The sequence below is a fragment of the Blastomonas sp. genome (genome assembly GCF_046294995.1).
Taxonomy (GTDB): Bacteria; Pseudomonadota; Alphaproteobacteria; order Sphingomonadales; family Sphingomonadaceae; genus Blastomonas.
In genome coordinates this window covers 883,137-904,134 of record NZ_JBKBOG010000001.1, presented here as the reverse complement: position 1 = coordinate 904,134, position 20,998 = coordinate 883,137, and the positions used below count along the sequence as shown (strand labels likewise).

The 20,998-nt window shown below is 64.1% G+C and carries 22 protein-coding genes; 8 read left to right on the top strand and 14 right to left on the bottom strand.

Going from position 1 to position 20,998, the window contains the following annotated elements:
* Window positions 1-89: 89 nt before the first annotated feature.
* The 7 genes from rplS to ffh form a co-directional block, all read right to left on the bottom strand.
* Complete coding sequence (gene rplS / locus ACK4R0_RS04220; protein ID WP_409670626.1) at window positions 90-479, bottom strand: 50S ribosomal protein L19; 390 nt, start codon at window positions 477-479, stop codon at window positions 90-92.
* 10 nt (window positions 480-489) lie between these two features.
* Window positions 490-1,221, bottom strand: a complete 732-nt coding sequence (trmD, locus tag ACK4R0_RS04215) for a tRNA (guanosine(37)-N1)-methyltransferase TrmD (protein WP_409670623.1) — start codon at window positions 1,219-1,221, stop codon at window positions 490-492.
* A complete protein-coding gene (locus tag ACK4R0_RS04210) occupies window positions 1,218-1,592 on the bottom strand; it encodes a type II toxin-antitoxin system VapC family toxin (protein WP_409670620.1) in 375 nt (124 codons plus the stop codon). Before ACK4R0_RS04210 ends, trmD begins: the two co-directional genes overlap by 4 nt.
* A complete protein-coding gene (locus tag ACK4R0_RS04205; protein ID WP_409670617.1) occupies window positions 1,589-1,852 on the bottom strand; it encodes a hypothetical protein in 264 nt (87 codons plus the stop codon). Before ACK4R0_RS04205 ends, ACK4R0_RS04210 begins: the two co-directional genes overlap by 4 nt.
* Before the next feature lie 45 nt (window positions 1,853-1,897).
* A complete protein-coding gene (rimM, locus tag ACK4R0_RS04200; protein ID WP_409670614.1) occupies window positions 1,898-2,371 on the bottom strand; it encodes a ribosome maturation factor RimM in 474 nt (157 codons plus the stop codon).
* A 111-nt stretch (window positions 2,372-2,482) separates the two neighbouring features.
* A complete protein-coding gene (gene rpsP / locus ACK4R0_RS04195) occupies window positions 2,483-2,932 on the bottom strand; it encodes a 30S ribosomal protein S16 (RefSeq protein ID WP_409670611.1) in 450 nt (149 codons plus the stop codon).
* A gap of 35 nt (window positions 2,933-2,967) precedes the next feature.
* Window positions 2,968-4,479, bottom strand: a complete 1,512-nt coding sequence (gene ffh / locus ACK4R0_RS04190; RefSeq protein WP_409670608.1) for a signal recognition particle protein — start codon at window positions 4,477-4,479, stop codon at window positions 2,968-2,970.
* Between the two features lie 424 nt (window positions 4,480-4,903).
* On the opposite strand from ffh, the gene ACK4R0_RS04185 reads away from it, so the two are divergent.
* The 6 genes from ACK4R0_RS04185 (at window position 4,904) to ACK4R0_RS04160 (ending at window position 11,243) form a co-directional block, all read left to right on the top strand.
* Window positions 4,904-6,595: a putative bifunctional diguanylate cyclase/phosphodiesterase gene (locus ACK4R0_RS04185; protein WP_409670605.1), complete on the top strand. Its 1,692-nt coding sequence runs from the start codon at window positions 4,904-4,906 to the stop codon at window positions 6,593-6,595.
* 71 nt (window positions 6,596-6,666) lie between these two features.
* A complete protein-coding gene (gene dapF, locus ACK4R0_RS04180; protein ID WP_409670602.1) occupies window positions 6,667-7,470 on the top strand; it encodes a diaminopimelate epimerase in 804 nt (267 codons plus the stop codon).
* Window positions 7,471-7,475: 5 nt separating this feature from the next.
* Window positions 7,476-8,831 carry a tRNA (N(6)-L-threonylcarbamoyladenosine(37)-C(2))-methylthiotransferase MtaB gene (gene mtaB / locus ACK4R0_RS04175; protein ID WP_409670599.1) on the top strand — a complete coding sequence of 452 codons (1,356 nt, stop codon included), beginning with the start codon at window positions 7,476-7,478 and terminating at the stop codon, window positions 8,829-8,831.
* Window positions 8,828-9,754, top strand: a complete 927-nt coding sequence (gene ftsY / locus ACK4R0_RS04170) for a signal recognition particle-docking protein FtsY (RefSeq protein WP_409670596.1) — start codon at window positions 8,828-8,830, stop codon at window positions 9,752-9,754. Before mtaB ends, ftsY begins: the two co-directional genes overlap by 4 nt.
* Window positions 9,751-10,395 (top strand): inner membrane-spanning protein YciB, encoded by a 645-nt coding sequence (locus tag ACK4R0_RS04165; protein ID WP_409670593.1) that lies wholly within the window; start codon window positions 9,751-9,753, stop codon window positions 10,393-10,395. The genes ftsY and ACK4R0_RS04165 overlap by 4 nt, the downstream gene beginning before the upstream one ends.
* 224 nt (window positions 10,396-10,619) lie before the next feature.
* Window positions 10,620-11,243, top strand: a complete 624-nt coding sequence (locus ACK4R0_RS04160; protein ID WP_409670590.1) for a hypothetical protein — start codon at window positions 10,620-10,622, stop codon at window positions 11,241-11,243.
* A gap of 60 nt (window positions 11,244-11,303) precedes the next feature.
* On the opposite strand, the gene ACK4R0_RS04155 is transcribed toward ACK4R0_RS04160, so the two are convergent.
* From ACK4R0_RS04155 to glmM, 4 genes are all read right to left on the bottom strand, one after another.
* Complete coding sequence (locus ACK4R0_RS04155) at window positions 11,304-11,927, bottom strand: superoxide dismutase (protein ID WP_409670587.1); 624 nt, start codon at window positions 11,925-11,927, stop codon at window positions 11,304-11,306.
* 130 nt (window positions 11,928-12,057) lie between these two features.
* Complete coding sequence (locus tag ACK4R0_RS04150; protein WP_409670584.1) at window positions 12,058-13,272, bottom strand: bifunctional hydroxymethylpyrimidine kinase/phosphomethylpyrimidine kinase; 1,215 nt, start codon at window positions 13,270-13,272, stop codon at window positions 12,058-12,060.
* A 108-nt stretch (window positions 13,273-13,380) separates the two neighbouring features.
* The gene (locus tag ACK4R0_RS04145; RefSeq protein WP_409670581.1) at window positions 13,381-13,611 is read right to left on the bottom strand and encodes a DUF1272 domain-containing protein; all 231 of its coding nucleotides are present in this window, start codon (window positions 13,609-13,611) and stop codon (window positions 13,381-13,383) included.
* A complete protein-coding gene (gene glmM / locus ACK4R0_RS04140; RefSeq protein ID WP_409670578.1) occupies window positions 13,611-14,954 on the bottom strand; it encodes a phosphoglucosamine mutase in 1,344 nt (447 codons plus the stop codon). Before glmM ends, ACK4R0_RS04145 begins: the two co-directional genes overlap by 1 nt.
* A 154-nt stretch (window positions 14,955-15,108) precedes the next feature.
* Between glmM and ACK4R0_RS04135 the strand changes: the two genes are divergently transcribed.
* On the top strand, window positions 15,109-16,329 hold the full coding sequence (locus ACK4R0_RS04135; RefSeq protein WP_409670575.1) for a dicarboxylate/amino acid:cation symporter: 1,221 nt from the start codon (window positions 15,109-15,111) through the stop codon (window positions 16,327-16,329).
* Window positions 16,326-17,315 carry an aldo/keto reductase gene (locus ACK4R0_RS04130; RefSeq protein WP_409670572.1) on the top strand — a complete coding sequence of 330 codons (990 nt, stop codon included), beginning with the start codon at window positions 16,326-16,328 and terminating at the stop codon, window positions 17,313-17,315. Before ACK4R0_RS04135 ends, ACK4R0_RS04130 begins: the two co-directional genes overlap by 4 nt.
* Before the next feature lie 173 nt (window positions 17,316-17,488).
* On the opposite strand, the gene ACK4R0_RS04125 is transcribed toward ACK4R0_RS04130, so the two are convergent.
* The 3 genes from ACK4R0_RS04125 to ACK4R0_RS04115 all read right to left on the bottom strand — a co-directional run bounded on the left by ACK4R0_RS04125 (window position 17,489) and on the right by ACK4R0_RS04115 (window position 20,963).
* On the bottom strand, window positions 17,489-18,169 hold the full coding sequence (locus tag ACK4R0_RS04125; protein WP_409670569.1) for an NnrU family protein: 681 nt from the start codon (window positions 18,167-18,169) through the stop codon (window positions 17,489-17,491).
* Between the two features lie 62 nt (window positions 18,170-18,231).
* Window positions 18,232-19,539 (bottom strand): amidohydrolase family protein, encoded by a 1,308-nt coding sequence (locus ACK4R0_RS04120; protein WP_409670566.1) that lies wholly within the window; start codon window positions 19,537-19,539, stop codon window positions 18,232-18,234.
* A gap of 8 nt (window positions 19,540-19,547) precedes the next feature.
* Window positions 19,548-20,963, bottom strand: a complete 1,416-nt coding sequence (locus ACK4R0_RS04115; RefSeq protein ID WP_409670563.1) for an amidohydrolase — start codon at window positions 20,961-20,963, stop codon at window positions 19,548-19,550.
* Between the last annotated feature and the right edge of the window lie 35 nt (window positions 20,964-20,998).

Here is a 20,998-nt window from a genome sequence, read left to right as displayed (position 1 = left end):
TCCCTGCGCAAAGCGTTGGCGGAGCGCAACGAAAAAGGGCGGCCCGTGCGGACCGCCCTTTGACGATTTTCAGCAACTGCAACGAAGGTTCAGCCTTCGGTGCTGCCCTTGGCGGGACGGTTGTCGCGGCGCTCGGCGATGCGAGCGCGCTTGCCGGTCAGACCGCGCAGATAATAAAGCTTCGCACGACGCACGACACCGCGGCGGACCACGGTGATCGAATCGATGTTGGGCGAATACAGCGGGAATACGCGCTCGACGCCTTCACCGAACGAAATCTTGCGCACGGTGAAGTTCGAGCCGAGGCCACGGTTCGAGCGTGCAATGCACACGCCTTCGTAGTTCTGGACGCGGGTGCGGTCGCCTTCGACGACGCGTACGCCAACGCGGATGGTATCGCCAGCCCGGAATTCGGGGATGGTCTTGCTAGCCTTGAATGCCTCGATAGCTTCAGCTTCGAGCGTCTGGATGAGGTTCATGTGACCTGTCCTATCTTTTTCGCCGCGCACCAGAGGGCGACTGATCCGGAGTGCCCCCATGGCGCTCCCAAAGATCCGGCCGCCTTAGCCGTGTTATCTCCGCAGCCTGGCTGTCACGCCATGCCCGGATTTTCGCGTGATCCCCCGATCGCAGCACTTCGGGGATCGCACGCCCTTCCCAGATTTGAGGTCGGGTGTAGTGCGGATATTCGAGCAAACCGTTCTCGAACGATTCTTCGTCTCCGCTTGAAGAGGCGCCCATTACATCGGGCAACAGCCGAACGCAAGCGTCCAGCAGCACCAAAGCCCCGGTTTCTCCGCCCGAAAGCACGTAATCACCGATCGAAATCTCCTCGATCGGCCGCGCCTCGAACAACCGTTCGTCGAACCCCTCGAATCGCCCGCACAGGATCGTGACCCCGGGGCCGTCCGCGAGCTGACGCACGCGGCCTTGCGTGAGCGGCGCGCCACGCGGCGTCATCGCGATCACCGGTGCGTCCGGCGCGCGCTCCAGCGCATGATCGACCGCCGATGCGAGCACATCGGCGCGCAACACCATCCCCGCCCCGCCGCCTGCAGGCGTATCATCGACGCTGCGATGCTTGTCGGTAGCGAAATCGCGGATCTGGATAGCCTCGAGCGACCAGCGTCCCTCGGCGAGCGCACGCCCCGCGATGCTGTGGCCGAGCGGCCCGGGGAACATTTCGGGGTAGAGCGTGAGGATCTGGGCTGCGAAGGTCATTGGGTCCAGTTCTCGACCTGTAGCCCCGGCACTTGGCGAAAGTGTTTCATGTTATCCGTGATAACCGTCAGATTGAGCGACAAGGCATGCGCTGCAATTAACCTGTCGTAGCTCGCGCGCTCAAACGGAAGAGTCGAATACGCAGAGGCTGCGGCCATATCGAAATCAAGCACCGGCACGACCTGCAGAAAGCCCTCAAGCTGATCCAGCGTTGGCGGCTTATCGTTGACCGACCCGTAGAGCACTTCTGCAATCGCAATGCTCGAAGTTACCATGTCACCGTCCAGGCATTCCGCCGCGCGAATACGCAAAGGCTCACTTTGTGCCATCGTCAACTTTATGATGATGTTCGTATCGAGAAGATACTTCACGTAGACTTATCGTCCAACGCCGATGGCCGGTCTTCAAACAACCGATCTTCGGGCTTTATTGGCTTCAGATTTATCGCGCTACCCCAAACCTTTTCGATGTTGAACTTCCGCCTGGGAACTTCAACCTCTCGGACGACGTATTCGCCGTTCTGCTCGATGATAGTCCACTCGCGATCAGGTTCGATCCCCAGCGCAGCAGGCATGCGAATGGCCACGGAATTGCCCGACTTGAAGCTCTTTGCGCGGTATTCCTTGCCCATCACGGCCTCCCGGCTATACGCCCCCGTATATACATCATGTATATACTATTCGGCCCAGACAGGGTCAATCACGATGCGGTCTTCGCCGATGTCGGCGGCGGCGACGGGGGCCATGAAGGCTTTGCCATCGGGCGTGGCGATATCGAGCAGATCGCCAGCGCCAAAATCCTCGATCGCCCGGACGGTGCCCAAGGGTTCGCCCGCGTCGGATACCACGGGCAGCCCGACCATATCAGCGTGATAATACTCATCCTCGCCCAGAGGCGGGAGCGCCGATCTCGGCACGGTGAGTTCGGTGCCGCGGGCGGCTTCGGCGGCGTTGCGGTCGGTGATCTCGGCAAACCATGCGATGCCGAGGTCCTTTTGTGGACGCAGCGTCTTGAGCGTCAGCGCGCCATTGTTGAAGGTCTTGTGCGCCTTCACCCCGTCGAGGCCTGAGCCGAAAAGCTTGAGGCGCACTTCGCCGGTGATGCCGTGCGCGCCGATAATGACGGCCAGGGTTATCGGGCGGTCAGGCATGCGTGTACCAATAGTGGGGGAGGAAGCGGGGACCTGCAACTGCAGGCCCCACCCCCAACCCCTCCCCTGAGCCGCAGACGGGCGCAGCCCAACGGGAGGGGCTTTTTTCCATCAACCTTCAGCCGGTTCGGCAGCGGCCTCTTCAGCGGGTGCTTCTTCGGCGGCAGGTGTTTCAGCCGGTGCATTCTTGGCTTCTTCGGCAGCGCGGGCGGCTTCTTCAGCTTCGGCGATCTTGGTCGTCTTTTCTTCAGCGCGTTCCTTGGCCTTCTCGCCGGGCTCGCCCTTTTTCAGGTTCACGGTCGCCTTGCGTTCCTTGATGCCCATGGAGTCGAGGAAGCGGGCAACGCGATCGGTGGGCTGTGCGCCGACCGACAGCCAGTGCTTGGCGCGCTCTTCGTTGATCTTGACGCGCTCGCCCGAATCCTTGGCGAGCAGCGGGTTGTAGATGCCGATCTGCTCAAGATACTTGCCGTCGCGCGGTGCGCGGCTGTTGGCGACGACGATCTTGTAATAAGGGCGCTTCTTGGAACCGCCACGCGACAGACGCATTGAAATAGACATTTGAACCTTACCTTTCTGAAATATTTAAACTGAAATCACTTTTTCTTGAAATTCTGAAAACCGGGGGGAAGCCCGTTGGGCAGGCCCGGAGGTCCGCCGGACATGCCCCCGGGCATGCCCTTGCCGCCGCCACCGCCGAGCAGCCCGGCAATATCGTCCTCGCTCGGCATCTTGCCGCCGCCCAGACCACCCATGCCGCCTGCACCGCCGCCGCCGCCGAACATCGCAGCGAGACCCTTCAATCCGCCCATCTTGCGGATCTTCTTCATCGCGCCTTCCATCTCCTGGTGCATCTTGATCACCCGGTTGACGTCCTGCACGGTGGTTCCCGATCCCTTGGCGATACGGATCTTGCGCTTGGCGTTGAGCAGAGCGGGCTTGTCGCGCTCCTTGGGAGTCATCGACCCGATGATGGCGTCCATATGGACCAGCACCTTGTCCTCGACACCGCTCGCGCTCATCGCCGCCTTGGCCTTCTTCATGCCCGGCATCATGCCTGCCAGCGCGCCGATGCCGCCCATCTTGGTCATCTGGCGCAGCTGCGTGCGCAGGTCGTTCATGTCGAACTGACCCTTGGACATCTTGGCGGCGAGCTTGTCGGCGTCTTCCTTCTCGACCGTCGCTGCGGCCTTCTCGACCAAGCTGACGACATCGCCCATGCCCAGGATGCGGCCTGCGACCCGGCCCGGATGGAACGGCTCGATCGCGTCCATCTTTTCGCCCATGCCGACGAACTTGATCGGACGCCCGGTGACCGCACGCATCGAGAGCGCCGCCCCGCCACGCGCATCGCCGTCCATACGGGTCAGCACGACGCCGGTCAGCGGCACCTGCTCGGAGAAGTTCTGCGCGACGTTGACCGCGTCCTGACCGGTCAACGAGTCGACGACGAGCAGGATTTCCTTGGGCGTTGCCTCGGTGGCGACCGCCTTCATCTCGTCCATCAGCTGCTGGTCGACGTGCAGGCGGCCTGCAGTATCGAGCATCACGACATCGAACGACTGGAGCTTGGCCGATTGCAGCGCGCGGCGCGCGATATCGACGGGCATCTGGCCCGCGACGATCGGCAGCGTGGCGACACTGATCTGCTCGCCCAGAACCTTGAGCTGCTCCTGCGCGGCGGGACGCTGAACGTCGAGCGAGGCCATCATGACCTTCTTGCCGTGCTTTTCCTTGAGCAGCTTGGCGATCTTGGCGGTGCTGGTGGTCTTGCCCGAGCCCTGAAGGCCGACCATCATGATGACGGCAGGCGGGGCTACGGCCAGATCGAGCTCGCTGGCTTCGGAACCCAGCATCTCGGTCAGCGCGTCGTTGACGATCTTGACGACCTGCTGGCCTGGCGCGACCGACTTGAGCACCGACTGGCCAACGGCCTTTTCGGTGACGGTATTGACGAAATCGCGGACAACGGGAAGCGCGACATCGGCCTCGAGCAACGCGATGCGAACCTCGCGCATCGCCGAGCGGACGTCTTCTTCCTTCAGCGCACCACGGCCGCGCAGCTTGTCGAACACGCCGCCAAGGCGATCAGTCAGATTATCGAACATATCCGCTTCTCCTTCTGCCCGCCCACATGGCCCGTCAAACCTTTCCGATCAAGCCTGCCTAGAAACACACAAAACGCCGGTGGGCGAAACCTCGCCGACCGGCGCACGCATGGACCGACAACGCGGCTCTAGCGGCTGGACTGGATGCTTTTGCCACACCTGAATGTGCCAAAGCTGGGCGGGCTGATAGCGCAGGCGACACCAAGTGGCAACCCCCTGCACGGCGGTCTAACCGTGTCGCCTGCCGTATGCTCGCCTGGACTAACTGGCTTAAGACGATCTTTACCATCGTGTTCCGCAGATTGACTGACAATTTGCTTTGACACTTATGCCGACCGTAAACTTTGTTTTAACGATCCCGCCGTACCTTCCCGGCATTCAATCGGGTGCTCCACGCCGGTTGGGGGGAATGATGGTGCAACGCATGAAAACCGATCCCGCGATCCACAACCGAGCGGAGGTGCTGACCGAACGCGCCGAACGCGGTCGTGATTTCATCGCCGGCGGCATCATGACCGCGGCCATCCTGATGTTCGTCGGCACCGCCGGCAGCGTCATGCCCAGCGTCGTCCAGCGGTTGAACGGCATGGCAGTCTCCCCCGACAACATCGCCGTGACCGCTCTGCTGCTCAATATCGCGCTGATTATTTTCGGATGGCGAAGGTACAGCGAACTTCACCAGGAAATCGCGCACCACAAAAGCGCGGAGGAACAGGCCAAGACGCTGGCGGTTACCGACCCGCTCACCGGCTGCCTCAATCGCCGCGCGATCGGCGAGGCGACATCGAGCCTGATTGCGCAGGCGGCGCGCCGCGACATGACCGTGGCGTACCTGATGCTCGATCTCGACAACTTCAAAAACATCAACGACATCCAGGGCCATGACGCAGGCGACAAGGTGCTCGTCGAGGTTGCCCAGCGGCTGAAGGCGACGATGCCGCCCAACAGCCATGTCGCCCGGCTGGGTGGCGATGAATTCGCCTGCACCTTCATCTTCGATGCCGATTTCCCCGAGACCGTTCAGCGCGTTGCGGAGGACATGATCGAGCAGGTCAGCCACCCGATCATCGGCCCGGCCATGAACGGCGATGCCGAACTGACTGTCACCGCGTCGATCGGCGTCGCGCGTGCGGACATGTGCGACAACAGTCTCGATGTGCTGATGCGCCGCGCCGACATCGCGATGTACGCCAGCAAGAAGCACGGGCGGAACCGCTATTGCTGGTTCGATCCGCGCATGGAAAGCGAAGTCCAGTTCCGCAACAAGATCGAATCCGGAATGCGCATCGGCATCGGCCGCGGCGAGTTCGTGCCTTATTACGAGCAGCAGATCGATCTCGCCTCGGGCACGCTGATCGGCTTTGAGGTTCTCGCACGCTGGAATTCGCCGGAGCTCGGCCAGATCGCCCCTGACATCTTCATCCCGATCGCCGAAGATACCGGCATGATCGGCGACCTTTCCGCCTGCGTCATCCGCCAGGCGATGGAAGACGCGCGCAACTGGGACCAGAGCCTGACGATCTCGGTCAACATCTCGCCGGTGCAACTGCGCGACCCGTGGCTGGCGCAGAAGATCGTCAAGCTGCTGGTCGAGACCGGATTTCCCGCCAGCCGGCTGGAGATCGAGATCACCGAAAGCTGCCTGTTCGAGAACATGGGGCTGGCCCAGTCGATCATCGGCAGCCTCAAGAACCAGGGCGTACGCGTCGCGCTCGACGATTTCGGCACCGGGTACAGCTCGCTCGCGCATTTGCGCGCGCTGCCGTTCGACCGGATCAAGATCGACCGCAGCTTCGTCACATCGATGAACGAGAGCAAGGAAAGCCGCGCCATCGTCCAGACGATCGCGCTGCTGGGCGAATCCATGGGTCTGCCGATCACCGCCGAGGGCATCGAGGACGGCGACCTGATCGAACACCTCACCGCTATCGGTTGCGCCAAGGGCCAGGGCTTCCATTTCGGCCAACCCTTGTCGGTCGAACAGGCGCGCCGCCTGCTCGCCGATCGCAACATGCTGGGCCACCCGGTGCGGCCCCGCACCGAGGATGAGGCCGAACCGTTCGACGGCCTGGCGGGCCTTACCGGACCCCAGCTCCGCGCCGCGCTGGGCGAATAACCGCCCGCCTGCGGGCCGTCGCCACCCCGTTGGCCCTTCTCAAGCCGGTCCGCAGCGTCTAAAGCGCGGCCATGGCGCACCACCGCTTTCACAAGATGCACGGCCTCGGCAATGACTTCGTCATTTTCGACGCCCGCGAGCAAGACCTGTCGCTGACCGGCGAGCAGGTCCGCGCGCTTGCCGACCGGCACCTGGGGATCGGCTGCGACCAGCTGATCGTGATGCGGCCTGCCGACGCCGCCAGCACCGCCGACATGGCGATGCAGATCTTCAACCATGACGGCAGCGAAGTCAGCGCCTGTGGCAACGCCACCCGCTGCGTCGTCGCGCTCGCCGGCCGCGACGTGCTGATCGAAACCGGCGCGGGGCTGCTGCGCGGCACGCTGGGCGATGGCGCGGTGACCATCGACATGGGACTTCCCGGGCTGGAGTGGGATGCGCTCCCGCTCGCTTACCCGATGGATACCACCCACCTGCCCGTCGGCTGGGAGGATCTGACCGATCCCGCCGCAGTCAGCATGGGCAACCCGCATGTCGTCTTCTTTGTGGATGAAAGTTCAGCGGCCGATCTGGAGCGGCTGGGGCCGCTGATCGAGCATGACCCGCTGTTCCCCGAGCGCGTCAATGTCAACGTCGCGCAGATTGCCGATGACGGCATCCATCTGCGCGTCTGGGAGCGCGGCGCGGGGCTGACGCTCGCCTGCGGCACCGGGGCATGCGCGACAGCCGTCGCCGCGATCCGCCGCCGGCTGGTGACAGGACCGGTGCAGGTGTATCTTCCCGGTGGCACGCTGACCATCGACTGGCAGCCCGGCAGCACAGTGACGATGACCGGGCCGACGACGCATGTGTTCAGCGGCGAGATCGAATTCTGACGCCGATGCCCGACACTGTTCAGCCTGCGACCGGCCCCGAGATCATCTCGATGGGCTGCCGCCTCAATATCGCCGAGGGCGAGGCGATGCGCGGGCTGCTCGGCGGGCGCGACGACGTCATCGTGATCAACAGCTGTGCGGTGACAAACGAGGCGGTACGCCAGACCCGCCAGGCGATCCGCAAGGCGCGCCGGGCGCGGCCGGATGCGCAAATCGTGGTGACCGGGTGCGCGGCACAAACCGACCCTGCCATGTTCGCGGCGATGCCCGAGGTCGACCGTGTGCTGGGGAATGTGGAGAAGCTTCAGGCGGGTTCGTTCACGTCCCCCCTTCCGCCTGGCCCGAGCGAAGTCGAGGGACGTGCGCGCGAGGGCAGCGAAAGGTCCCTCGACTTCGCTCGGGACCTCGGAAATGTTGGTGACCGGGTCCACGTCTCCGACATCATGGCCGTCCGCCAGACCGCGCCGCACATGGTCACCAGCTTTGCCGAACACGCCCGCGCGTTTGTCGAGGTGCAGAACGGCTGCGACCATCGCTGCACCTTCTGCATCATCCCTTATGGCCGCGGCAACAGCCGCTCGGTCCCCGCAGGCGCGGTGGTCGATGCGGTGCGCGCACTGGTCGAACGCGGCTATGCCGAAATCGTGCTGACCGGGGTAGACGTCACCAGCTATGGCCCAGACCTGCCCGGATCGCCGACCCTCGGCATGCTGATCGAACGCATCCTCAAGCTGGTGCCCGAGCTGCAACGCCTGCGCCTTTCCTCGCTCGACGGGGTCGAGGTCGATGACCGCCTGTTCGACCTGATCACCGGCGAGCCCCGCATCATGCCCCACGTTCACCTCTCGCTGCAATCGGGCGACGACATGATCCTCAAGCGGATGAAGCGCCGGCACAGTCGCGCGCAGGCTATCGCTTTGGTCGAGCGGCTGAAGGCCAAGCGCCCCGAGATCGCGATCGGGGCCGACCTAATCGTGGGCTTCCCCACCGAGGACGACGCGATGCATGCGCAGAACCTGTCGATTCTCGATGCCTGCGATGTCGTCCACGGCCATATCTTCCCGTTCTCGCCGCGTGCCGGAACCCCCGCAGCACGGATGCCACAGCTCGACCGGGCATTGGTCAAGGCCCGCGCCGCCGAGATGCGTGGCGCAGCGCAAGCCCGCGCCGCCCGATGGCGGAGCGGGCTGGTCGGAACCCGTCAGAACCTGCTGGTCGAGCGCGACGGACGCACCGGCCATGGCGAAAACTTTGTGCGCATCGCTTTGCCTGAGACCCAAGCTTCCCATATCGGAAGGATCGTGCCAGTGGCGATCACGGGCCAGCACGGCGATACGCTGACAGCGGAGATGCATACATGAGCGAGAATAGCTGGAGCGAGCGCCTGCTCGGCGGCTTTCGCAAGACGTCGGACAAGCTGACCCAGAACATCACCGGGCTGGTCACCAAGTCGCGGCTTGACGAGGACCAGCTCGACGAGATCGAGGAAGCGCTGATCGTCAGCGATCTGGGGCCGCAAATGGCGGGCAAGGTGCGCGCGCGCCTCTCCGAAGGCAGGTTCGAGCGCGGGCTCGACGAGGATGGCCTGCGCGCAATCGTCGGCGAGGAAATCGCGAAGTCGCTGCGCACCGTCGCCGAGCCGCTCGACATCATCGCCTTCCCGCGCCCGCAGGTGATCCTGGTGATCGGCGTCAACGGATCGGGCAAGACCACCACCATCGCCAAGCTGGCGCATCTGTTCCAGGAACAGGATTACGGCGTGATGCTCGCGGCGGGCGATACCTTTCGCGCGGCCGCGATCGGCCAGCTCAAGATCTGGGCGGAGCGGCTGGGCATTCCGATCGTCAGCGGCAAGGAGGGCGGCGATGCTGCGGGGATCGTGTTCGACGCGGTCAAGCAGGCCACCGCCACAGGCATCGACGTGCTGATCGTCGATACCGCAGGCCGACTGCAGAACAAGCGCGAGCTGATGGACGAATTGTCCAAGATCCGCCGGGTGTTGGGCCGGCTCAACCCTGCCGCGCCGCACGACGTGGTGCTAGTGCTCGATGCGACCAACGGGCAGAACGCCCTGTCGCAGATCGAGACCTTCAAGGAGGTCGCAGGCGTTACAGGTCTGGTGATGACCAAACTCGATGGCACCGCGCGCGGCGGCATTCTGGTCGCTGCGGCGGAAAAGTTCGGTCTACCCATCCATGCGATCGGCGTCGGAGAAACCATCGACGATTTGCGTCCTTTTGACCCTGAATATCTGGCGCATGTGATCGCCGGAGGAGCGAAATGAGCGAAGAAATGCCCGGCGTGACCGAGGTCGCCGCCCCCAAGAAATCCGAGAGCAGCTGGCTCCCGCTGCTGCTCGATTTCGGCCCGTTGCTGATCTTCTTCGCGGTGTTCAAGCTGACCCAGAGCGATGGTGCGGCACTTGCCTCGACCCGCGCCGCGATCAATGGCACGCTGGCGTTCATGGCCGCGATCCTGGTTGCTGTCGCAGTCTCGAAATGGAAGCTCGGCCGCGTCTCGCCGATGCTGTGGCTCTCGGCGGTGCTCGTCGTCGGCTTCGGCGCGCTGACCGTGTATTTCAACGACGAAAGCTTCATCCAGATCAAGCCGACGATCATCTACACCGCGTTTGCCGTGCTGCTGCTCGGCGGCTGGATGACTGGCAGGCCGCTGCTGCGCTATCTGCTGCAGGCGGCATATGACGGGCTCGACGAGACCGGCTGGATGAAGCTGTCGCGCAACTGGGGGCTTTTCTTTGCCGCTATGGCGCTGATCAATGAAGGCCTGCGCTATGGCCTTGACTTCGAAACCTGGCTGACGGTCAAGGTCTGGGGCGTCACCGCGCTGTCGTTCCTGTTCGCGATGAGCCAGATCCCGATGCTGATGAAGCATGGACTGGCGATCGAAGGCGCGACGGGGGAATAAGGCTCCCGATCCACCCTGCCCCCCTGCCTGCGCAGGGGATCGGGCTAGACACCGGAACCGCGGTGGTACTGGCCGACGCTCATCATATCTTAACCGGCGCATGGCTAGACTTGGGCACCACCGCACAACAAGTCTTGCGACGCGCTGGCTGAGAGACTGTGGAGCGCTCCCGCTAATCCGGGAGAACCGACATTTTCAGCTTCAGCCTCGAACCGACCATTCCGATGCTGACCGTGACGCGCACCGGCCAGTGGTCGGTTGCCACGGTCGGCGCGCATGAAATCCTGTTCCGCCAAGAGCTCGAGGCACTGCGGCTTGCCGGCAGGACCCGGAACCTGATCGTCGATATCGGCGGAACATGGCCGCAGGAACGCGATGTCGTCTGGGCCCTTCGCCGGATGGAAGCGCGGCTCGGTGATCTGCGGCCTGAACGGATTGCAGTGGTGTCATCGTTCGGCACGGCACGGCTTCACGCGCGCCACCTCAAGCAGGCGGACACCCAGATATTTGCATCGATGAGGTTCGCCCGCGAATGGATCATGCGGCAGGCCGGGGTCGGCGGGGCACACAGCGAGATCCATGACAAGCCGAGCTTTGCCGATGCCGAAGGCATGCACGTTCATATTCATGGGCCAACGGCCGCAACCGACATCGTACTGACACCCGCCGCTGCGCTGGAAACCGCAAAGCGGATCGGCGACGCAGCGGTCGAGGTGATCATCGAAAACGCCATGGCAGAAGGCGGGCGCGCGTCGATTGCCCTGCTGACCGAAACCGCCGACGCTAGCCTTGCCAACGCCCGGCTGCAGTTACAGCAACTGCCCGATACAAATCAGTTAAGCCACTAAGTTAAGCTACCAGGGCGCCCTGCCCCCCGGCCTTCGCCGGAGAGCAGGGCACAAGATTGGTCAGCCTTCCTGATCGGCGCGTTCCACGCCCTTGCCGTCGAGGTTCTGTGCGACGAATTCCCAGTTGATCGCCTTGTCGAGCACGGTGCCGGCATAATCGGGGCGCGCGTTGCGATAATCGATGTAATAGGCGTGTTCCCAGACATCGAGCGTCAGCAGCGGCTTCATGCCTTCGTGCGCGACCGGCGAGTCCGCGTCGTGCAGCGAGGTGATTTCGAGCTTGTCGCCGTTGAGCACCAGCCATGCCCAGCCGCTGGCGAAATGGCCGACGGCCTCTGCCTTGAGCTTTTCCTTCATGTCGGCGACCGAACCGAAATCGGCGTTGATGCGCTCTTCGAGCGAGCCGGGGATGGTCTGGCCTTCGGGGCTGAGGCAATGCCAGAAGAAGGTGTGGTTCCAGATCTGCGCGGCGTTGTTGAACAGGCCCTTGTTACCCTTGTCCTTGGCGGCGACGATCACCTTGGAGAGGCTCGCGCCTTCCAGATCAGTGCCCTTGACCATGTCGTTTGCCTTGCCGACATAGGCATTGTGGTGCTTGCCGTGGTGATAGTCGAAGGTTTCGGCCGACATCACGTCGCCAAAGGCGTTCTTGTCAAAGGGAAGCGGGGGAAGGACGAAAGCCATGGATCATCTCCTGTTTGGGAAGGTTTAAACGCTTGCCGCAACGCATATGGGCAATTGCCGGGTCTGGTAAAGGGTCAATCGCGGGTAATGCGCCAAAGCATGCGGGGTCAGCGCATTTACGGGGCGATGATCAATCGGTTGCGATGCGCCAAGGCGGATAGCGTCGGTTCTCTCCGCCGAAATACAGGCATATGATGTTGCCAGCCGGGTCGCAGAGCCGTGCTTCGCGCCAGCCCCAGCTCTCGTCCTGCGGCATCTGATCGAACGCAAAGCCTTCCGACGCCAGTGCGGAAACCCGAGCATCGAGATCGGCGCACTCGAGATACGCCATCGCACCGCCTGCGGCTGCGCCGACATGGATCGACAGCGTGGCGCCGTTATCCGCCTCGAACCGCGCATAGCCGTTGCCCGGGCTATCGACGATCTGGGTCAGACCAAGCGTGCGGTAGAATGTCACCGAGGCGGCATAATCGGTCGCGCCCAGCGCGATCTGGTTGAGATGCCAGCCCGACGAAATCGCATCGTTGCGCACCGACTGGTGCCCCATCGGGCCGTTGCTTTCGACCAGCGCGGGCGCATCGCGCAGCGCCAGCCGGATGAACAGCCGCGCGCGCTCGACCGCCTGCTCCATCGGCACCCCCTGCCCCAACAACGTCGCGATCGCGCTCGATAGCGTGCAACCGGTGCCGTGGCTGTGCGGGCTTTCTATGCGCGGATCGTCCCAGCGAGCGGCCTCGCCGTCGCGCGTGATCAGCCGATCGGTGACCGTCTCGCCTCCGGCATGCCCGCCCTTGATCAGCAGCGCGGGCGCTAGTTCGAGCACTGCGTCCTCGCCACCCAGCGCTTCGAGCTCGGGCAAGTTGGGCGTGACGAGGCTCGCGCAGGCCATCAGCCGTTTGAACGCGCAGATGGTGGCGGGATCGGCCAGCACCGCGCCGCTCGATGCAATCATGACGGGATCGAAGATGACAGGTACTCCGTCATTCCCGCGAACGCGGGAATCCCGCTCCTGCTGGGCCTCGGCGCCAAAGTGGGATTGCCGCGTTCGCGGTAATGACGAAAGCCAGTCGGCCAGCGCCTCGGCGATCTGCGGCGAGCCCAGCATGCCGATCTTGATCGCATCCAGCCCGAAATCGCGCGCCACCGCGTCGATCTGAGCGATCACCATGTCGGCGCTGAGCACCTGCACCGCATCGACGCCGCGCGAGTTCTGCGCGGTGATCGCGGTGATCGCGGTCATCGCATGCCCGCCGAGCATGGTGATGGTCTTGATGTCCGCCTGGATCCCTGCGCCTCCGCCCGAGTCCGAGCCTGCGATCGTGAGGATGCGGGCGGGTTTGGTCATGCCCCTCTCCGTCTGTCCCGAGCGAAGTCGAGGGACGTATGCGCAACGGTAGCGCGCGCGTCCCTCGACTTCGCTCGGGAATGCGGGATAGGCATGGTCAGGTGGATATCACCCATGCTGCGTAAACTTCCGCACAGCCGATCCCGGAAACTTGGCGAGCAATTTCTTCGGTCGCACCGCACGGTCGACCAGTTCGCCGCCGCAATTGGGGCACCTATCGTCCAGCTCCTCGCTGCATTCGGCGCAGAAGGTGCACTCGAACGAGCAGATGAACGCGCCGGGGGCCTCGGGCGGGGTATCAGCACCGCAGCGTTCGCAATCGGGTCGCATCTCGAGCATCAGGCGGTCACCTCCTCGATCACCGCGCAGATGCGGTCCACCACCGCCTCGACCTGGCCCGCATCGTCGCCCTCGGCCATCACGCGGATCACCGGCTCGGTGCCAGAAGGCCGGATGACCAGCCGCCCATGCCCGGCAAGCTCGGCTTCGGCATCGGCAATCACCTTCTGGACCCGCGCATCATCGAGCGGCTTGCCGCCGGCAAAGCGCACGTTCTTGAGCAATTGCGGAACCGGATCGAACAGGTGGAGCAGTTCGCTCGCCGGCTTGCCCTCGCGCACCAGCTCGGCCAGCACCTGCAGCGCAGCGACCGTGCCGTCGCCGGTCGTTGCATGGTCGAGCAGGATCATGTGGCCCGATTGTTCGCCGCCGACATTGTAGCCGCCCGCGCGCATCGCGCCGAGCACATAGCGATCACCGACCTGGGTGCGGATCAGTTCGAGCCCCTGCGCATTGAGATAGCGCTCGAGCCCCAGGTTCGACATCACCGTGGCGACCACGCCACCGCCGCGAAGTCGCCCCTGGCGCGCCCAGCACGCGCCGATCAGCGCCATGATCTGGTCACCATCGACGACGCTGCCCTTTTCGTCGACCACGATCAGCCGGTCGGCGTCGCCATCGAGCGCGATGCCGATATCCGCTCCTGACGCCACGACCCGCTCCTGCAGCGTCTCGACATGCGTCGATCCGACGCGGTCGTTGATATTGAGGCCGTTAGGAGTCACGCCGATCGCGATCACCTCCGCACCCAATTCCCAGAACGCCGACGGGGCGACCTGATACGCCGCGCCATTCGCGCAATCGATCACGATCTTGAGACCATCGAGCCGCACCCGGTCGGGCAGCGATTCCTTGACCGCATGGATATAGCGCCCGCGCGCATCCTCGATCCGGCGGGCACGGCCGATCGCGGCCGAGGCGGCAAGCTTGGGCGATGCCGCATCGAGCAGCGCCTCGATCCGCAATTCGTCCTCGTCGGACAGCTTGAAGCCATCTGGGCCGAACAGCTTGATGCCGTTGTCCTCATAAGGGTTGTGGCTCGCCGAGATCATCACACCGAGGTCCGCGCGCATCGAGCGCGCCAGCATCGCCACCGCAGGCGTCGGCATCGGCCCGACCAGCACCACGTCCATGCCCACGCTGGTGAAGCCTGCAACCAGCGCGTTTTCCATCATATAGCCCGAAAGGCGGGTGTCCTTGCCGATAACGACGCGGTGCTTGTGGGTGCCGCGCAGGAAATGCTCGCCCGCCGCCTGGCCCACCGCCATCGCCATCGCCGCGGTCATATGGCCGCTGTTGGTGCGCCCGCGAATTCCATCGGTGCCGAAAAACTTGCGTGTCACGAATGCTTTTCTCCGTTTGCAGCGTATGGCACCTAACCGATTGCGTTGCCGCTTGCCAGCCATCCGCGCGCATCTATGGTGACACAACGTTGTAAACAAACATGCAAAAACATCCCCGCCCCGCGCAGGATGGAAAGATGACGGGGGCTTCGGAATGCTGAAAACACTGCTGGTGCTGGGCGCCCTCATCATCGGCATCTCGATCGGGATCGCGATCGGCAACGGCGCACCAGGCGTGGTCGATGCGGCAGACGTCATCGGATCATTGTGGCTGCGCGGCTTGCAGATGACGGTGATCCCGCTGGTCGTCGCGCTGCTGATCACCGGCATCCTGCGCACCGCCGAGATGGCGAGCGCAGGACGGCTGACCGTCCGTGCGATCGTCACCATGATCGTGCTGCTCTGGGCGTCGGCGGCGATGGCGACGCTCGTCACCCCCGCCCTGCTCGGCGTGTTTCCACTCCCCGAGGCTGCGCGCGTCGCGCTGCAGGGCGCATTGCAAGGTGCGCAATCGACCGGCGACATCCCGCCGTTCACCGAATTCCTGCGCGCGCTGATCCCGACCAACCCTGTCGCGGCGGCCGCCAACGATGCTATCCTGCCGCTGATCATCTTCACGCTCGCCTTCGCCTTTGCGCTGACGCGGCTGCCCGCTGAGCGCCGGATGCCCGTGCAGGGGTTCTTCGGCGCAACCGGTGATGCGATGATCATCCTGATCGGCTGGGTGCTCGCGCTTGCGCCGATCGGCGTGTTCGCTTTGGGGCTGGTGGTCGGATCGCGCGCGGGCGGCGCGGCATTCGGCGCGCTGGGGCATTATGTTCTGATCGTGGTCAGCGTCGGATCGGTGATCTGGTTCAGTGCCTTCGCGCTGGCCGCTATCGGGGGCCGGATCAGCCCGCCTGCGTTTCTGCGCGCCTCGATCCCCGCGCAGGCGGTGGCGATCTCGACGCAATCCTCGCTCGCCTCGCTGCCGACGATGCTCACCGGCGTGCGCAGCCTGGGGGTGGGTGAGCGCACCGCAGATGTCGTGCTGCCGATCGCGGTCGCTTTGTTCCGCGCCACCGGCCCGGCGATGAACATGGCGGTTGCGATCTATGTCGCGCACCTGATGGGGATCGAACTTGGTCCCGTGGCGCTGGCCGCAGGGCTGGCCGCCGCTGCCATCACCACGATGGGTTCGGTCTCACTCCCCGGATCGATCAGCTTCATCAGCGCGATCGCACCGATCTGCTTTGCGATGGGCGTGCCGATCGAGCCGCTGGCGCTTTTGTTGGCGATCGAGGTGTTTCCCGATATCATGCGAACGCTGGGCAATGTAACCATGGACATGGCGGTCACCACGACGATCGCGCGTGCAGAAGGAGACACCCAATGATCTATCGCAAGCTCGGCGGGCTGGAAGTTTCCGCACTCGGCCTCGGCTGCATGCCGATGGCCGGCATGGGTCCCAACATGTACGGCAAGACCGATCACCGCGAATCCGTCGCCACGCTCGAACGCGCGATGGAGTTGGGCGTGACCTTCTTCGACACCGCCGAGGTCTATGGCCCTTATGTCAATGAAGAGCTGCTCGGTCAGGCGATCCGCGGCCGCCGCGAACGGCTGGTCATCGCCACCAAGTTCGGCTTCGACATCGAGGACGGCAAGGTGACCGGGGTCAACTCGTCACCCGATAACGTGCGCCGCGCATGCGAGGGGTCGCTCAAGCGGCTCGGAGTCGAGACCATCGATCTGTACTATCAACACCGCGTCGATCCGAACGTGCCGATAGAAGAGACGGTGGGCGCGATGGCGCGGCTGGTCGAAGAAGGCAAGGTGCGTTATCTTGGCCTGTCCGAAGCGGGAGCGGACAACATCCGCCGCGCACACGCCACCCACCCGATCGCCGCTTTGCAGTCGGAATATTCGCTGTGGGAGCGCGGTGTGGAAAACGAGATCCTGCCGATGTGCCAGGATCTGGGAATCGGTTTCGTGCCCTATAGCCCGCTGGGCCGCGGCTTCCTCACCGGGCAGATCACGCAGCGATCTGACCTTCCCGAAGGCGATTACCGGCTGAAGGATCCGCGATATTCGGAAGAGAATTTCGCCGCCAACCTGCGGATCGTCGATGCCGTGCGCTCTGTCGCTGCCGCACACAGCGTAAGCCCGGCGCAGATCGCGCTCGCCTGGCTGCTGGCGCAGGGCGAAGACGTGGTGCCGATCCCCGGATCGAAGCGCCGCGCGACGCTCGAGGATTCGATGGCGGCGGTGACGGTCAACCTCACCAGCGCCGATCTCGACGCGCTGGATGCCGCCGCGCCGAGGGATGCCACCGCCGGCGAGCGTTATGGTGAAGTTGGCATGAAGATGGTGCGGATTTGACTGTGGAATGCTCTCTCCCCTTTAGGGGAGAGACACGCAACCTTGCGGGCTTGCCCGCTAGGTGAAGTTGAGAGGGGGATGCTCGGCCGTACGGCCCCTCTCTACTGCGACTATGCGGCAAGCCGCCAAGTCTCGCTTCTCTCCCCTGAAGGGGAGAGAGCAACCCTTGCGCATCACCACCAGCGAAACACACCCGCGACGCCGACGCCTAATGGCAGGTGCGCCCACTGCGCGGCGAGCCACAGCACAACGCCGCCGATAAGTGCCAGCCCGCCCGGAAAGGCGAACCCCCGCCCGAACGGCACGAAACTGGTGCGCGATTGCCAATGCAGCCAGGCATCGCCCATCACGATGAACTTCTTGCGGTCCTGGAGCCGCGATCCGACCAAAGCGAGGACGATGATCGCACCGCACAGGATGAAGGTGTCGATGCGCGGCGCGACGAGGATGTGGCTGACGCCCCACAGCGCAAAGCTCCACATCATCGGGTGGCGGGTGATGCGGAAGACTCCGCCCGGCTCCTTGACCGCGATCTTGCGCGCAGCAGCCTCCGGCACCGGAAGCGCAGGGTTGCCGACCAGCGATCCGACGAACAGGATCGAGGCGATCAGCATCAATACGGTGCTCAGCCCCCAGAGCACATCGCCCGCGGGCCAGAACGCAGCGCCAACCGGGGCTCGCTGAAACCCGCGTACCATGAGGAAGAAGGTCGCGAACGAGACAAGCACATAGAGCAGCTGAAAGCCCTTTTCCCCCAACCGTGCCACCAGAGGCGCGCGCAGCGGGTGCGACATCGCAAAATGACTTCCGACAAACCCGATGGCCCCCGCCAACAGCATCGCATAGCCCTGCATCAGCCGCTCTCCCCCAGCCTCACCGGTCGTCCCTGCGACGACCGGGCCTTTATTGCGCTATACTAGCGCTCGTACGCCTTGGGCAAAGCCCCTTCTTGCGGGGTGCGATAACGATCACGCAACTTGGCCTGACGGTTGTCGAGCGGCTGCTGCACGCCATCGATCATCACCGCCACCGGCGCGGAAGAAAGCTCGAGCGGATCGCCGTCCCAGATCACGACATCGGCCTGACGACCGGGCTGCAGGCTGCCCAGCATTGCATCGACACCCATCGCCTGGGCCGGGCCCGAGCTGATCGAGGCAAAGGCCTCGTCCCAGGTCAGGCCGGTTGCCCCGGGCACGCGCTGCAGGGCGACCAGATTGCCCGCATATTGCGGCGAATAGTGTAGCCGGTGTGCTTCGTTGTCGTTGATCATGCCGATCGCCACCGTTACCCCTGCCCGCTTCATCCGGCCGATGTTCGACTGGGTGGCGGCGGTCTTCTCGAAGTCGGAAGGAAGATCGTTGAGCGCCGATGCGATCACCGGAACGCCCGCCGCCGCGATCTGGCTGGCGACCAGCCATCCTTCCGACACACCGACCAGCACCAGCTTGAGCGCAGGAAACTCCTCGCGCAGCTTGATGACGTTGAGGATATCGGCTGCGCGTTCGACATGTACCATCAGGCGGATGTCGCCGTTGACCACGGGGAGCAGGGCTGCGGCGTCCTGCCGGTTGAGCAACGCATCGTGCGGATGCGCCGCGACCCCGCGCTGGCCGTTTGCCATGGCGCGCGCCTCGATCAACCCGTTGCGGAATTCGAGGAACGCCGATGCGCGGCTGCCGCCTGCCTTGGCGGCTCCGGTTTCGCCAAGCTCGACGAACTGGAACGCGCGCGGCTTGGTGACCGCGTTATAGTCATCGCCAAGGTCGATCACCGCCCCCATGCCTGCGAAAATCGACGCAGGCGCGGCAGGCGCGACGGTCGCGCGGGTAATGCCAGCGGCTCGGTTCACCGCAATCGGGGTGACCTTGGGGTTGATCGCCGGTGCAATGTCGATTGCTGCGGAAAATGCGCCGCTGCCCGCAGTGCTGTCGTTGGTCTCGCGCACAGCGTCGACCTCGATCAGCCCCAGGCGGCTGAAGCCCGCGAACAGTCCGGGGGTGACCCAGCGCCCCGTGGCATCGACCACCTGCGCACCGGCAGGAACGGCAACGCCGGCGCCTGCGGCGACGACCTTGCCATCGCGCAGCACCACGGTGCCGCCTTCGATCGGCGCGCTGCCGTCACCGACGACGACCTTGCCGCCGGTGATTGCGATGGTCTGGGCGGCGACGGGCGCTGCGAACAGCGTTGCGGCGGCGGAGACGAAAAGAAGCGCCTTTGTCATGTTACGGCTCATTTCGTGTCTCCCTCACCCGGCTGGCCGAGCTCGAAATCGCTCACCGGACGGCGCTTGGGATCGTTTGCATCATACAGCATCGCACCATCGATCCAGACCTTCTCGGGCCGGGCATAGACTGACAGCGGGTTGGCGTTCCACAGCACGACATCGGCCATCTTGCCGGGCTTCAGGCTGCCGGTCTTGTCGGCGATGCCCATCGCCTTGGCGGGGTTGTAGGTCAGCCAGCTGATCGCGGTGGCATCGGTGATATTGAAGCCCATGCGGCGGCCATCGCCCAATGCCTTGGCAGCTTCCTGGTTCAGCCGCTGGATCTGGTCCTGATCGTCCGAATGGATGATCGTGCACGCGCCTGCGTTCTGGATGATCGCGGCGTTCTCGGGGATTCCGTCATAGGATTCCATCTTGAAGCCCCACCAGTCGGCCCAGACGGCGGAACAGATGCCGTTTTCCTTGAGCAGGTCGGCGATCTTGTAGCTTTCCACCGCGTGGTGGAAGGTCGAGACGGTGTAGCCGAACTCCTTGGCCATATCGACGACGATCGCCATTTCATCGGCGCGGTAGCAGTGGTTGTGGATCTGGATCTTGCCTTCGAGCGCGCCTTTCAGCGTATCCAGGCCGATGTCGCGCGCAGGCGCCGTGCCGCCCTTGCGATCATATTCGTCCCAGCGCGCCTTGTATTCGGCGGCACGTGCCCAGGTCTGGCGGTTGAGCGCCAGATTGCCCATCCGGCTGGCCGGCTTCTGGTTGCGGCTGCCGTAGACGCGTTTGGGGTTCTCGCCGCACGCCATCTTGAGGCCGTAGGGCGCATCGGGGAACTTCATCGCCTGCATGGTGCGCGCAGGCACATTCTTGAGCGTTACCGAGCGACCGCCAAACAGGTTGGCCGAGCCAGGCAGGATCTGCAACGACGTGACGCCGCCATTGGCGAGCGCACGGCTGAAACCAGGGTCCTGCGGCCAGACCGCGTGTTCGGCCCAGACATCGGCGGTCACCGGGCTGGTCGCCTCGTTACCATCCGAGTGCGCCTGCACGCCGGGCGAGGGATAATTGCCCAGATGGCTGTGGATATCGATAATGCCGGGTGTGACGAACTTGCCGGTGCCGTCGATCACCATGACATCCGCTGGGATCGGCGTGCTGGCATCGCCCACCGAGGTGATCTTGCCCTCTGCGAAGAACACCACGCCATTATCGATCTGTCCGCCCTCGCCATCGAAGATGGTGACGTTGCGGATCACGGTCGGCGCGCCGCCATAGGGCCGATAGGTGCTGGGAAACGGGTTCTCGCTGAAGCTGACCCTTTCCCGGGATGTCGTGTTCCCGGTGCTGGCTGGTCGCTCGGCGGTCGCAGTATTCGCGCAACCGACGACCAGAATGGCCGCCAGAGGCGCAGTGAACCCGTATTTCATATGCGTATCCCCGTTATGTATTCTTGTCTTTGCGT

Coding starts and splice junctions, on each gene's coding strand:
- ACK4R0_RS04130 (WP_409670572.1), top strand. CDS start 16,326: ATGATCTATCGCAAGCTCGGCGGGCTGGAAGTTTCCGCACTCGGCCTC.
- ACK4R0_RS04120 (WP_409670566.1), bottom strand. CDS start 19,539: ATGACAAAGGCGCTTCTTTTCGTCTCCGCCGCCGCAACGCTGTTCGCA.
- ACK4R0_RS04205 (WP_409670617.1), bottom strand. CDS start 1,852: ATGGGCAAGGAATACCGCGCAAAGAGCTTCAAGTCGGGCAATTCCGTG.
- ACK4R0_RS04150 (WP_409670584.1), bottom strand. CDS start 13,272: ATGACCAAACCCGCCCGCATCCTCACGATCGCAGGCTCGGACTCGGGC.
- mtaB (WP_409670599.1), top strand. CDS start 7,476: ATGCCCGACACTGTTCAGCCTGCGACCGGCCCCGAGATCATCTCGATG.
- dapF (WP_409670602.1), top strand. CDS start 6,667: ATGGCGCACCACCGCTTTCACAAGATGCACGGCCTCGGCAATGACTTC.
- ACK4R0_RS04115 (WP_409670563.1), bottom strand. CDS start 20,963: ATGAAATACGGGTTCACTGCGCCTCTGGCGGCCATTCTGGTCGTCGGT.
- ACK4R0_RS04125 (WP_409670569.1), bottom strand. CDS start 18,169: ATGCAGGGCTATGCGATGCTGTTGGCGGGGGCCATCGGGTTTGTCGGA.
- ACK4R0_RS04185 (WP_409670605.1), top strand. CDS start 4,904: ATGAAAACCGATCCCGCGATCCACAACCGAGCGGAGGTGCTGACCGAA.
- rpsP (WP_409670611.1), bottom strand. CDS start 2,932: ATGTCTATTTCAATGCGTCTGTCGCGTGGCGGTTCCAAGAAGCGCCCT.
- rimM (WP_409670614.1), bottom strand. CDS start 2,371: ATGCCTGACCGCCCGATAACCCTGGCCGTCATTATCGGCGCGCACGGC.
- ACK4R0_RS04160 (WP_409670590.1), top strand. CDS start 10,620: ATGCTGACCGTGACGCGCACCGGCCAGTGGTCGGTTGCCACGGTCGGC.
- ffh (WP_409670608.1), bottom strand. CDS start 4,479: ATGTTCGATAATCTGACTGATCGCCTTGGCGGCGTGTTCGACAAGCTG.
- ACK4R0_RS04145 (WP_409670581.1), bottom strand. CDS start 13,611: ATGCTCGAGATGCGACCCGATTGCGAACGCTGCGGTGCTGATACCCCG.
- ftsY (WP_409670596.1), top strand. CDS start 8,828: ATGAGCGAGAATAGCTGGAGCGAGCGCCTGCTCGGCGGCTTTCGCAAG.
- ACK4R0_RS04155 (WP_409670587.1), bottom strand. CDS start 11,927: ATGGCTTTCGTCCTTCCCCCGCTTCCCTTTGACAAGAACGCCTTTGGC.
- trmD (WP_409670623.1), bottom strand. CDS start 1,221: ATGACCTTCGCAGCCCAGATCCTCACGCTCTACCCCGAAATGTTCCCC.
- rplS (WP_409670626.1), bottom strand. CDS start 479: ATGAACCTCATCCAGACGCTCGAAGCTGAAGCTATCGAGGCATTCAAG.
- ACK4R0_RS04135 (WP_409670575.1), top strand. CDS start 15,109: ATGCTGAAAACACTGCTGGTGCTGGGCGCCCTCATCATCGGCATCTCG.
- ACK4R0_RS04165 (WP_409670593.1), top strand. CDS start 9,751: ATGAGCGAAGAAATGCCCGGCGTGACCGAGGTCGCCGCCCCCAAGAAA.